Raw genomic sequence first — 12,426 nt, 5'->3', positions numbered from 1 at the left:
GTGGATATTTGGATAAACATAGGCGAGAAATATGTGTGAGTTGCTGGCGATGAGCGCCAATGTGCCAACCGATATAGTGTTTAGTTTTACAGGGTTAGCACAGCGTGGTGGCGTCACGGGTCCCCATGTCGACGGATGGGGTATTACCTTTTACGAAGGCAAAGGCAGTCGAACCTTTAAGGATGCTTGCCCGAGTAGCGAGTCGCATATTGCTAAATTGATCAAATCTTATCCGATTAAAAGCGAGGTGGTGATAAGCCATATTCGTCAGGCCAATCGCGGCTGTGTTTCGCTTGAAAATACCCATCCTTTTACTCGCGAGTTATGGGGGCGCTATTGGACCTATGCCCACAATGGCCAATTGAGTGATTATCTGGCTAAGTTTCAAGTTTCGCGCTATCAGAGCGTTGGCGATACCGACAGCGAACTGGCATTCTGCTGGATTTTAGAGCAGATCGCGGCCAAGTTTGGCGATCGCCGCCCCGACGATATGCAAGCAGTATTTAAATTTGTCGCAACGCTTGCCGAAGAGATCCGCGCCCTTGGGGTGTTTAATATGATCCTAAGCGATGGCGAATATCTGATGAGCTACTGCAGTAATAATCTTTGCTATATCACCCGCAGAGCACCTTTTGGTAAGGCAAAATTAATTGATACCGATGTGGTTATTGATTTTGATAAAGAAACCACACCGCACGACGTTGTAACCGTGATTGCCACTCGGCCACTGACTGAAAATGAAAACTGGCATGTCATGCAACCCGGTAATTGGAAGTTATTCCGCCTTGGCGAGCTAGTTATCGATTTGTAGCTGTTGATTCAATAAGATTGCAAAAGGCCAAACTGAGTTGCTTCAGTTTGGCCTTACTTTTGAAATTACGCTGAATTTGTAAGCGTAATTCATTACTCATCGTGACGAAGGATGAGGCTGTTCAGCATTCTGGGTTAGGTTAATTCGCTCCAGTACCTAAGAGTTTTGGTACTTTTGGCTCAGTGGGTATTTCGCTTTCAAGAGTTGCTGGTGCAACTTCAACAGGCACATTGTCAAAATGATAACTAAGCAGCTTGATATCAAGCTGTTTGCTGCCCTTTTCAAAGTGAGTCAAACGAACGGGTAAGTAAGCCAGATCTGGCGCCATCCAAAAGAAGGTTTGGCGTTTATTATTGTCCCGCACCACCTCGATTTTGACTGTGTCGTAACTGCCGCTTTCGATAGTCATTCGTTCTTTACCAATCACACGGAACTTATATTCATCGAGTTCATTTGATTTAATCATCTTATAATCAAGCACTTCTTTACCCGTGCTGATATCGAGTCGAAACTGTAATTGCACCATCAAAGGATCGAAGATATCGCCCTCGAAGGGGTATTTGCCTTTTTCATCTTTATAACGGGTATGGATAAAGCCCTGTGCCTTAGCAAAGGCGGTTTGCTCGGTAAAAGTCGGGCCGACACCTTGACGGTCATGCAAATAGCGCATCGGCAACAACTGATTACCTTCTTGGCTAAATTCACTCAGTACATGGCGCACGTCGGTCAGTAATAACAGGCTAAGATCGCTATCGAAACGATATTTATAGATACCATCCTCGGCGGCGGGCAAGTGATACTTAGCTTTACCTAGCTCAATATCACCATAATTGACTTGATATTCAGCAGTTTGAGGCGTTAAAGGCGTTGGCGCCGCCATCGCAAATATGCTGTGGGTGAGCGCCGTTAAACTCACTAATAACGTTGGAATTGTGCGCAAGTCATGCTCCTTTATATCGCAAACAGAAAGCGGCTTTTACCACTTATCCTATAGGCTGAGCAATCAACCTTAAGTGTTTATAGCTGAGGTCGTATTGAGTGTAAACAGTCTATAGATCAATATATTAAACTAGAAAGGGATTGACATCACTAAGGTTGCCATATCCGGTTGCCACTCACATTCAGACAAGTCTACCTTGCCACAGTTCACTGTTACGCCCTCAAGGCGCAATAATTCCATCTGTTCCTGAAAGGAGGCTGAATGCTTATCGAAGGAAATTTTCCCTTGACTATTGAGTACCCTATGCCAGGGAAGTGACAAATGTTCAGGTGCTGATTTTAGCGCTTTAGACACATATCTGGCACGACCCGGTAAACCTGCAAAATCGGCAACCTTACCGTAGCTGCTGACTTTACCGAGTGGGATCATCGCGACAATATGCCATATCTTCGCCATCGGCGATAATGCCGCGCCTTGTGTGTGCGGCATATCCAGAGCATCCTCTGGCGAAATGACCAAATCCTGCTCTAAATAACGATAAAGTGGGGATTTATCCTTTGCAAACCGCATGTCAATGCTCAATCAATCTTAAAAAGAGTCAGGCAGTGTAACGTTAAATGTTGTGCTAGTGAAAGTGTGGATTGTTTAAATAGCGGGATTTTAAATCTAAAAAACCGATTGTAATGATTTTTATTAAACTATTTAGTTTTGAATATTGAGAAAACACAGGAATAGTTCATAATAGCGCCAAATTTTTTGACTCACTAAGAGATAAAACAGGCATGGCTGTACTCGATATTCTGACAATTCCCGATGAGCGTCTAAAGCGCAAAGCACAACCCGTAAAAGATATAGAAGCGATTCAGGGATTTATCGACGACTTAATCGAAACCATGTACCACACTGACGATGGTATTGGTCTAGCTTCGACCCAAGTGGGCAGTACAGATGCGGTGATTGTGATCGATTTGTCCGAAACGCGCGATCAACCTCTAGTGCTGGTTAATCCTGAAATTGTTGAAAAATCAGGCGAATACGTGGGTGAAGAAGGCTGTCTTTCAATCCCGGGTTACCGCGCAAAAGTCACTCGTTTTGAAAAGGTCAAAGTCACTGCTTTAGACAGACAGGGTAAAGCGATTGAAATTGAAACCGATGACTTTTTAGCCATTGTTTTACAACACGAAATCGACCATTTACACGGTAAAGTGTTTATCGAGCATCTTTCTACACTCAAGCAGCAAATCGCGCTTAAAAAAGTGCGTAAATACGCTTAAGTGTTTTAATTTGCAACCTTATTAAAGCCGCATTCCGATGCGGCTTTGTTATTTCTAGGCTCCGTTTTATTCCCAATAAAACCAAACAAAAGCTATTTTAAAGGCCGTAATGTGAGGTTAACGGCTTGTTTTTACAGCAATGACTCGCTAAGGTAGCGTCATCAAGCACCGGCTGAATGGGCTGTGCGCAGTAAGGATACGGTAGGGAAACAGATGAAAACAAAGTTAATGATTCTTTTAGGCGCGCTGACATCTATCAGCATGTTGCTTGGCGGTTGCAGTGCGTTTTTTAACGGTAACACCACCGAAAAAAACGTGGTTTCCAGCAGCCTAGTCGAATATCTCTATCCCGACGATAAACAACGTGAGGCGCAGCAGCCCAGTATTCCGGTTTTGCGTCTTCCCATCACGGTCGGCATCGCCTTTTTACCTTCAACTCATTGGCAATATGAAGCCCTCGATAGCAGCTCGCAAATCACTTTGCTCGATAAGGTTAAACAATCCTTTGTTAAATATGACTTTATTGACCGTATCGAATTAATCCCCAGTACTTATCTTAAAAATGGCAAAGGTTTTAGCACCTTGCAGCAGGTTGCCCGCTTACATGATGTCGATGTGATGGCACTGGTGTCTTACGATCAACTGTTACAAAGCAGCGAGAATAAGGCTTCATTACTTTATTGGACCATAGTCGGCATGTATATGGTGCCCGGTAATGAAAACGCAATCCAAACCTTTGTCGATACAGCGGTATTTGATATGCGTAGCCAAAAGATGCTGTTCAGGGCGCCCGGTATCAACCAACTTATCGACAGTTCTACCGCAGTAAGAGTAACGGGTGTACTGCGTGAAAAGTCTGCCGAAGGCTTTGAGCTAGCGGTAAACGATATGATCACTAACTTAGACGCCGAATTAGCCCGCTTTAAAACCCGTGTGAAAGAAGAACATATTGCAACCATCGAACATAAACAAGGCTATAGCGGCGGTGGCAGTTTATCCCTATTAATCCTTTCGCTACTGGGTATATTTGCGCTTCGCCGTTTAACCATCTGCCGAGAATAGTTAAGTTGGGGTTATTTAGTGAGATAGGGAAGGTGAGTTTGTCATCAGGTGAGTAGGATGAATTGTTATTGTTTCCCCAGTGACACCTGCCTCTTTATTTAACAATAAGTATCCCTATAGGCTCGACGGCGGCATCTGCTGTATATGGATATCCGAATGTTGCGATCACATGGCCAATGATGTTCCCGACATCATACTGGCATTTCCCATATCCCTATGGAGCAGATGTGAAGAGCGGTCATGCCACCAACGGTCACTGTTGCAACAATGCCAATCCTAACTAGCCCTCTCGCTGTTCGTTCAGCTAAAAAGATATTGGCTCATTCCGTGTTTTGGCTCGTTAGCTCAATCGAAAATTCCCACTCCTGTTACCATAAAAATTCTTATGTTTTTACCAATGTTTGGTCCTACCATAAATCGGCAAACAATATATGGGTATACAGTCGTATTAAATTTAGGTGTTTTAGTATGATTTTAAGGCAATAACAGTGCGCACTAACTCTAACCGCAATAAATAAAATTCCATAAAATCAATTAACTATAGTGACTTACTTTTAGTTAATAGGTTTGAAAAACGCGCATGCGCGTTTTCCGGGATGGTGTATTTGATAAAAAGCTGATAAGTTCTTTGCATACAGATAGTTAACTGTGCGCGTTTTCACTGGTCTAATGAGGTAAACGCGCATGCGCACGAATAAAATGTTGAACTAAGCCGCTGCGCGGAGCCTAAAGCGAACCGCTGCTCCACACTTACTCCTAGGGATAATCCCTTACCTAGGAGGTCTACCATGTCATCACTTCTGCAACAATTCCATGATGAGATTAGTTTACGTGGTTACTCGGCCCGAACGCGTAACGCTTATTTGTATGCCATCACCCAACTTCAGCACTATGCAAACCAACCGCTCGATAACATTACGGATGAGCAGCTTACGGCTTATTTCCGTTACTTAAATCTTGAGCGGCATCATTCCAGAGCTACTTTAAAGTTACAGCTTAATGGCATTCATTTTTTCTATGAACATGTCCTAAAACGTGACTTTACGATTCAGCTAAGTTTACCGAAACGTCCGCACAAACTGCCGCAATTGCTTAGTTGCCAAGATATCGCGGCACTGCTGTACCACTGTCAAAACCTGAAACAACGCGCTATGTTGGCGCTGTGTTATGGTTGTGGTTTGCGTGTCAGTGAGTTAACCCATATTAAGGTTGCTGATATCGATGGGCAGCGGCAGTTACTCAAAGTGTGTCAAGGCAAGGGTGCCTGCGACCGCTGGGTGATACTCTCACCGACTTTACTCATCCTGTTGCGTCAGTATTGGCAAGCGTATCATCCCGTCGAATGGTTGTTTGCCTCGACCTATCATGATGTGGTTTATCCGCTGCATGAGTCGACCTTTCGTAAAGCGTTAGCGAAGGCGGCCCGCTTAGCGAGTATCACTAAGCCATGCAGTCCACACAGCCTAAGGCATGCTTATGCAACCCATCAATTACAAGCGGGTATGCCACTTCATCAATTACAGGCTCAGCTTGGGCATCACAGTATCAAGTCTACTGAACGCTACTTGCATTGGTCGCCGGAATTAGGTCATCAAGGCTGTGACTTGCTAGCAAGTCTTGGGGGAAATGCATGGCAACCTCCTACCATTTAAGCGATATCCTTCAGCAGCACTTAGCCCACTATCAACAGCAGCATAAACTGACCGAGCAGCAAGCTTTGGTCTGCCAGCATATTCAACAGTGTCGCACGCAAACCTTAGGGATGCAGCACTGGCGTTGTGATACTTGCCAGTATGAGCAGCAGGTGTGTTGCTCCTGTGGTGACCGGCATTGCCCTCGTTGTCAGGGAAGGCAGACGCAAGCGTGGATTGCTACGCAGCAGGCGCAAGTCTTGCCTTGCCGCTATTTCCATTTGGTTTTTACCTTACCCCACGAGTTGAACATCTTGGCGCACTATGCTGCCAAGCCGCTCTATAGCGCGTTGTTTGAATCGGTGTGGCAGACGCTGGCGCAGTTTGGCATGAAACGGAAACACCTTCAGGGTCAATTGGGTTGCACTATGGTGCTGCACACGTGGGGGCAGACCTTGAGTCAACATATCCACTTGCATTGCTTAATCCCTGGTGGGGTGGTGACGTCAGCGGGAGATTGGCATGGCGTGAAAACGGATTATCTGTTTCCGGTTAAAGCCTTGTCCACCGTGTATCGGGCTAAGCTATTACGGGCACTGCGACAACATGAGCTGGCTATTCCAGCGGCTGAAACCTTAATGGCAAAGCCGTGGTGTGTTTACAGCAAAGCGTGTCTAAGCCGCGCCGAAACCGTGGTGGAATACCTTGGGCGTTATACCCGTAAAGGCATGTTGCATGAATCAAGAATTGCAGAAGTGACCGCAGACCATGTCCGTTTTAACTACAAAGACTATCGTGACGGTCAGCAGCATAAGCAAATGTGGCTAAGCTGTGATGAGTTTATCCGCCGTTATTTACTGCATGTGTTGCCCAAAGGGCTGATGCGAGTGAGACATTTTGGTTTTCTTGCCAATGCTTGCCGCCGCAAAAAGCTGGCGCTCATCCTGCGGCAACTACGTAAGCCGCAGGTGGTATTGGCGAGTCCTTTGGTTAAGAAGGACTGTTTGTGGTCATGTCCGCAATGCTAGTTAGGTCATTTGCAGTTTATTGGGTTGATAAGACCGCAGTCGGTAGTGATGATAAACAGCCAAGGTCAGCCAGTACGTATGTCAGGATAACCACGCCCTCAAGACGTAGCGTAACCGACAGCGAAAAGCAGCCAGCCTTATGGGGTTAAGCCGATGAGGGGATAGGGTATGAGTGTCAGCCTGAATCTGGGGCCAAAATGCTGTCAACCAAGGTCAACAATCAGTCAGAAGTGAGTGTAAAAGAATGAGAAAGCAAAAACGATATCAAGTGATTACCCTCCAAACTGTATAAAAAACCGCTACCGCAAAAAAACAAATTCCTATAGCATCATTTATACCAATTGACATGGATGTGGCAGCGGCCAAGTCCAACAAGCGATTTATGCCCTGCAAACAGCGCAGCGCATAAATACTAAGACGTTAGGCATTATGAGAAAACAGTACCACCTCAGAAACAGCAACAAAGGGCTTCAGGCCTGGGATGTTGATAGTCTAATTTGCCTCACAAAAGGACTAGAGGTTACTGAGCATTTACTAAATGACATACGTGAATTAGATGAGCCCTACTGGTATAGCTTGGAAGGTGAGAAGCCAACCTGCAAATCCATTGCAGATCACATCCGTCTAATTGAAGCTACTGACCTTTCCTATCCAATAATTCTCTGCCCTGACGGGCGAGTGATGGACGGTATGCACAGAGTGGTAAAAGCTTTTTTAGAGGGGCGTAAATTCTTACTTGCATATCGTCTGCCAGTTTTGCCAGAACCAGATTATGTGGGGGTTGATCCAGATGACCTACCTTATGAATAAGCCTAACAAATGGTTCAAATCGTTCGCTTCGCTCACTGGGACGGGCTAAAGCCCGCCCCTTAACCAAACGTTAAACCCATAGAAATTTTAATCCGAAACTCAAAAATTAGAGGTGGGAATCTAACGCGTTTTTCTCCCAAATATTGCTGGGTAAGGCTTTTATATCTACTTATTAGCTAATGCCAATTCGTGGTAAATGTGGACTATCATCGTGGTCATATTACCGATACAGTCAATATTTGACTCGCTGAAGACTATGATGATTATTCCTTTATTATTCATTGCATTAGGTATTTTCGCTACTCTTTCGTTCCTTATTTAACGAATACCGTACCAATAGATTGGGTCTGCTAGGTGAAAAGCGGGTCGCTAATTTACTTAAAAAAGGGTTAAAGGGTGAAGAGTATCGACTTTATCGAAACCTCATTTTGCCAATCGAGACTGAGCATCAAAATACGCCGTCTTTAACGGAGGTTGATTTGGTACTATTAACCCATTTCGGGATTTTTGTGATTGAAGTAAAAAATTATTCAGGTTGGATATTTGGTGCTGAGAAACAAGCATTTTGGACGCAGCAGATATTTGCCAAGCGAACGCGTTTTAAAGCAAAACTATAAACATTTTTTAGCCGTAGCTCACTGTTTAGGCGTCGTTGACGGTATCTACTCTGTTATTGTCTTTAGTGATCAGGCTAGCTTTAAAACCCCGCGGCCTGACAATGTGGTGAATGATAGAGCCAACAATTGCAAGTCAATAGTCGCTACAATTATCCCTATCACTTTGGAATGTAATAGCTAAGAGATCTAACTGTAGGTAAGTTGCAGGAAAATACAGCCTGCGCTGCTACCGACACGACAAGTTAACTGACCTAAAGCTAACTTGTCGAGATAATCATGGTCGCAGCGAGAGTGGTGTTATGAGCGTGAGTCTAGATTATTTGTACGCTGGCCAAACTGGCCAAATATTCATCGAACGTCCCTTGGAAATTCACCAGCTTTTTATCCTTAATATCGATAATACGGGTGGCTAAAGAGGAGACAAATTCGCGGTCATGGCTGACAAAAATCAGCGTGCCTTCAAAATCTTTGAGGGCATTATTGAGTGCTTCGATTGCTTCCATATCCATATGGTTAGTCGGTTCGTCCATAATGATGACGTTGATGTCTTGCATCATTAACTTACCGAAAATTAAACGGTTTTTCTCTCCGCCTGAGCAGTTTTTAGCCTTTTTATTGGCATCATCTTCGGTAAACAGCAAACGACCTAACATGGCGCGTACCATCAAATCGTTGTGTTTGGGTTGGCGCCATTGGTCCATCCATTCAATAATAGTCAAGTCATTATCGAAATCGCTGGTGCTGTCCTGAGGACAATAGCCGATAGCGGCATTTTCAGACCACTTAATTGTGCCTTCATTGTGGATTAACTCATTGACTAAACAGCGTAGTAGGGTGGTTTTACCCACTCCGTTCTCGCCGATAATTGCCAGTTTTGCACCTGCTTCGAGAATTAAGTCACCGCCTTCGAATAAGCGTTCGCCATCAAAACCATGGCCAAGATTTTCCAGCACTAGGGCTTGGCGATGCATTTTCTTGCCTGGGGCAAAGCGAATCGACGGGGTAATTCGGCTGGAGGATTTCACTTCATCCAGTTTAATTTTGTCCATGCGTTTGGCACGCGAACTGGCTTGTTTTGCTTTAGAAGCGTTGGCACCAAAGCGGTTAACGAAGTCCTGTAACTCTTCTATCTCGGCGCTCTTTTTAGCGTTGCCGGCTAAGAGTTGTTCACGCAATAACGCCGATTGGGCTAAAAAGTAGTCGTAGTTGCCGGGGTAAATGCGCAGCTCGCCGTAATCGATATCCGCCATATGGGTGCAGACGGCATTAAGGAAATGCCTATCGTGGGAGATGATGATCATGGTGCACTTGCGTTTATTCAGCTCAGTTTCAAGCCAACTAATGGTATGAATATCCAAGTTGTTGGTCGGTTCGTCGAGCAGCAAGATATCAGGGTTAGCAAACAGCGCTTGGGCTAATAACACCCGCAGTTTCCAGCCGGGAGCGACCTGAGACATTGGACCGTAGTGGAAAGACTCTTCGATACCCGCTTCGATCAGGATCTCACCAGCGCGGCTCTCGGCGCTGTAACCATCCATTTCGGCAAATTCGCTTTCAAGATCGCCCACGCGCATACCATCTTCTTCGCTCATATCTGGTTTTGCGTAGATGGCGTCACGTTCTTGTTTAATTTTCCACAGCTGGGTATCACCCATAATCACCGCATCGATAACCGTGTATTGCTCAAAGGCGAATTGATCTTGGCTTAGGGTACCGACCTTTAATCCCGGCGTGATGGACACGTTGCCCGATGTCGGGGCGAGGGCACCACTTAAGATTTTCATAAAGGTGGATTTGCCGCAGCCGTTAGCGCCAATCAAACCATAACGGTTGCCGTTGCCAAATTTTGCCGAGATATTTTCAAATAATGGCTCGGGGCCGAATTGCATGGTGATATTTGCGGTAGAGATCAAGGGTATGTCCTAGGAGTTACGTCTTAATAAAAGGCTTAAACCGGCTGTGTTGCTGACAAATGCCGCTGCAACAATCATGCTGATGTCAGCAAAGTCTTGGCCAGGATAATTTGGCCGCGCAGTATAGCGATTTCACGCAAAAGATGCGAGTTACAAACCAGCATCCTCAAGAATATACCCAAGCTACCTAAAGATACGAGTTTCAGAGTGTTTAGGGTGTTTCAATGCAAAGCACATCAATCAATGTTGAGTTCCTGTTGAAATGATATAACCCTAAACCGAGCCCAAAGGACTCGGTTTAGCAGCTCCATGATGATTTACTGCAGAGCAGACATCATCGCTATTTCAGCGAGATTTTCTCAACAATGCTACTCCAAGGTAACCATTTAAAGGATTGGTTATTATCGGGTAAATGGTTGTGGCCATCTTGCACCACTAACATTCCTTGTTGCCATGCTCCTTTGCCAACACTTAAGTGGGTCACCGCAAGGCCATCGGTCTCGCTGCTGGCGTCGATACTGGTTTCGTGGCCATTTTCAACACCGTTTAAATTCATCCCGATCCTAAAACGTCCTACTTGGGCATAGGGCGGTTTGGCCTGATACAAAATATAACTATTATTGCCTTGGCTTGAGACCACCAGCAGATCCTGTTTTTGGCCTTGGATTTGAGCGCCTAAGTAGAGTGCTATACCTTCAACATCGGCCACTAAATCTCCTTCAGCTTTGATGATAAGCTCGCCTTGAGTATCGGCATTAGGTTTGGCATTAAAGCGCCAAATGCCTTTATCCTCTTCACCGATAAACAATGCATGTTGCGTTTCATCGGCCACACAACCTTCGACTTGGCTGGGGGTATGAATATTACGAAGGAGCTTGATACTCGGGCCATTGGCTTGCCAGTCGACACGGTACTGGGCAATGCGGCCGGATTTTTCATTGGCAAACACATAGAGATTGTCGGCATCTTGATACAAACACATGCCATAAATATCCACCAAGTCAGTGGCTTGGTTGGGATATTCAACAATCTTGCCCTGTGGATTGATTTCATAAAAGGCAAGACTGTCGTTGTCCCTTAAGGTGGCAACAGCGATATCGCGCTTTTTACCACCGAGCATAACCTGTTGACGTAAATCGACATTATTAATGCGTCCTGATGGCAGTGCTTGCACTTGCTCGCCGCGCATATTAAAGCTCAACAGCCCCCAGCGTTTGTTGGTGCCGAGTACAAGACTGTGTTCAGGCTGTGTGGGATGCACCCAAATCGCGGGGTCATCCATGGTATCGCCGGGTCTGTCCGAGGACGCGCTTTCAACCCACGCAGGGATTTCGATGATGTTATCGCTGGGCTTGCTACCTGCTTTAGTCAGGGCTGCAGGCAAGGCAGCTTGGGTTAATAAATACTGATCGGTTTTATCATCATAGAGGGCAAGTTGGATTGCCCTGTTGGTGCTAGTTCCGTTTAGATAACCACTGAACCCTTGTACCTTCCCTAAGTCGTAGTTTGCAATCGCTTGTTTATCTAACGTTATTTCACCTTTTTTATTGCTTAACAGTAACTTGCCATTAATGACCTGCATGCCCGCGATATCATTATCAGGCGAGGCCAAAATCAACTTAGCACTGTTGTCGGCAAAAGGGCTTGCGTCAAATTGCCAAACACCGGCTTCGCCTTCGCTGACGAATAAGGTATCGCCATCAATAGCGCAGCTAGTGCTGTTGACGGGAATCGCTTGGCGGCGCATTTTTTTAGGTACAAAGTGACCCGCATCGCCTAATAACCACTGTTCACTATAGCCATCTTCACTACCAAACCAGACGTAGATATTGCCATCCTGCGGCCTTGGTTGAATACAGATCCAATTGATTTCAAACGAAGCCATTGGCAGCAGCGGCAACACGTTGGTCGCGACATTGCCTTCTATCTGCTTGAGCATTATCGGCCTAATGCGATCGGCGCGGCGATCGAGTGTTAAGGCGTAGGGATCGCTAAAGGCTAACAGCTCAAACTCGCCTTTAACTAAGGTTGCGGCCGCAGGCATTGGCGTATTGTCGGCTGTTGGTAGCGTTTGCAACATCAGCCCTTGCTTTTCACTGACCCAGAGCCAAGCTGGCGTATTTGGGTTTTGTGGTGCTGTGGGTGTCGAACTACCATTGGCGGCGAAGACTAATGGTTGTGCTTGGCTGCCCTTATGAGCTGCGATCGAGTAGGGCGTTTGCGCTAAGCTGCTGGCGTGAATGCCCATGACACCGAACAGCGTTAAGGTGATTTTTTGAATAATCGAGCCGTAATGTTCACGGAAATAAATTAAAGGTTTCGTCATTGTTTTCTTCTTTT

General features: G+C 45.5%; 10 protein-coding genes and 1 pseudogene. 7 read left to right on the top strand and 4 right to left on the bottom strand.

The window, feature by feature from the left end; genetic code table 11:
* Nucleotides 1-31 precede the first annotated feature (31 nt).
* Nucleotides 32-811, top strand: coding sequence for a class II glutamine amidotransferase (locus SO_RS11665; RefSeq protein ID WP_011072492.1), 780 nt, complete (start codon nucleotides 32-34; stop codon nucleotides 809-811).
* Between the two features lie 139 nt (nucleotides 812-950).
* On the opposite strand, the gene SO_RS11660 is transcribed toward SO_RS11665, so the two are convergent.
* Both SO_RS11660 and SO_RS11655 read right to left on the bottom strand, forming a co-directional pair.
* Nucleotides 951-1,751 carry a DUF3108 domain-containing protein gene (locus tag SO_RS11660; RefSeq protein WP_011072491.1) on the bottom strand — a complete coding sequence of 267 codons (801 nt, stop codon included), beginning with the start codon at nucleotides 1,749-1,751 and terminating at the stop codon, nucleotides 951-953.
* 129 nt (nucleotides 1,752-1,880) lie between these two features.
* Entirely contained in the window at nucleotides 1,881-2,321 is a 441-nt protein-coding gene (locus SO_RS11655; RefSeq protein WP_164925718.1) for an MGMT family protein, read from the bottom strand.
* 212 nt (nucleotides 2,322-2,533) lie between these two features.
* Between SO_RS11655 and def the strand changes: the two genes are divergently transcribed.
* The 6 genes and pseudogenes from def to SO_RS23515 all read left to right on the top strand — a co-directional run bounded on the left by def (nucleotide 2,534) and on the right by SO_RS23515 (nucleotide 8,173).
* On the top strand, nucleotides 2,534-3,025 hold the full coding sequence (def, locus tag SO_RS11650; protein WP_011072489.1) for a peptide deformylase: 492 nt from the start codon (nucleotides 2,534-2,536) through the stop codon (nucleotides 3,023-3,025).
* A gap of 213 nt (nucleotides 3,026-3,238) precedes the next feature.
* Entirely contained in the window at nucleotides 3,239-4,087 is an 849-nt protein-coding gene (gene rhlP / locus SO_RS11645) for a rhombotarget lipoprotein (protein WP_011072488.1), read from the top strand.
* A gap of 788 nt (nucleotides 4,088-4,875) precedes the next feature.
* Nucleotides 4,876-5,739, top strand: coding sequence for a tyrosine-type recombinase/integrase (locus tag SO_RS11640; protein WP_011072487.1), 864 nt, complete (start codon nucleotides 4,876-4,878; stop codon nucleotides 5,737-5,739).
* Nucleotides 5,718-6,836, top strand: a pseudogene (locus tag SO_RS11635) (IS91-like element ISSod25 family transposase). The gene SO_RS11640 and the pseudogene SO_RS11635 overlap by 22 nt, the downstream one beginning before the upstream one ends.
* Nucleotides 6,837-7,175: 339 nt before the next feature.
* Nucleotides 7,176-7,556: a hypothetical protein gene (locus SO_RS11630; RefSeq protein WP_011072486.1), complete on the top strand. Its 381-nt coding sequence runs from the start codon at nucleotides 7,176-7,178 to the stop codon at nucleotides 7,554-7,556.
* Between the two features lie 341 nt (nucleotides 7,557-7,897).
* The gene (locus tag SO_RS23515) at nucleotides 7,898-8,173 is read left to right on the top strand and encodes a nuclease-related domain-containing protein (protein WP_164925717.1); all 276 of its coding nucleotides are present in this window, start codon (nucleotides 7,898-7,900) and stop codon (nucleotides 8,171-8,173) included.
* 311 nt (nucleotides 8,174-8,484) lie between these two features.
* On the opposite strand, the gene SO_RS11620 is transcribed toward SO_RS23515, so the two are convergent.
* Nucleotides 8,485-10,086, bottom strand: coding sequence for an ABC-F family ATPase (locus tag SO_RS11620; RefSeq protein WP_011072485.1), 1,602 nt, complete (start codon nucleotides 10,084-10,086; stop codon nucleotides 8,485-8,487).
* 340 nt (nucleotides 10,087-10,426) lie between these two features.
* Nucleotides 10,427-12,412 carry a phytase gene (locus SO_RS11615; RefSeq protein WP_011072484.1) on the bottom strand — a complete coding sequence of 662 codons (1,986 nt, stop codon included), beginning with the start codon at nucleotides 12,410-12,412 and terminating at the stop codon, nucleotides 10,427-10,429.
* Between the last annotated feature and the right edge of the window lie 14 nt (nucleotides 12,413-12,426).

This window comes from Shewanella oneidensis MR-1 (assembly GCF_000146165.2).
Classification (GTDB): Bacteria; Pseudomonadota; Gammaproteobacteria; order Enterobacterales; family Shewanellaceae; genus Shewanella; species Shewanella oneidensis.
The sequence above is the reverse complement of the archived record's forward strand: the minus strand, read 5'-3'. Positions and strand labels throughout refer to the sequence as shown.

Excerpts from the sequence above, each read along its gene's own strand:
- SO_RS11615 (WP_011072484.1), bottom strand. The coding sequence starts at position 12,412 with ATGACGAAACCTTTAATTTATTTCCGTGAACATTACGGCTCGATTATT.
- rhlP (WP_011072488.1), top strand. The coding sequence starts at position 3,239 with ATGAAAACAAAGTTAATGATTCTTTTAGGCGCGCTGACATCTATCAGC.
- SO_RS11655 (WP_164925718.1), bottom strand. The coding sequence starts at position 2,321 with ATGCGGTTTGCAAAGGATAAATCCCCACTTTATCGTTATTTAGAGCAG.
- SO_RS11665 (WP_011072492.1), top strand. The coding sequence starts at position 32 with ATGTGTGAGTTGCTGGCGATGAGCGCCAATGTGCCAACCGATATAGTG.
- def (WP_011072489.1), top strand. The coding sequence starts at position 2,534 with ATGGCTGTACTCGATATTCTGACAATTCCCGATGAGCGTCTAAAGCGC.
- SO_RS11640 (WP_011072487.1), top strand. The coding sequence starts at position 4,876 with ATGTCATCACTTCTGCAACAATTCCATGATGAGATTAGTTTACGTGGT.
- SO_RS11630 (WP_011072486.1), top strand. The coding sequence starts at position 7,176 with ATGAGAAAACAGTACCACCTCAGAAACAGCAACAAAGGGCTTCAGGCC.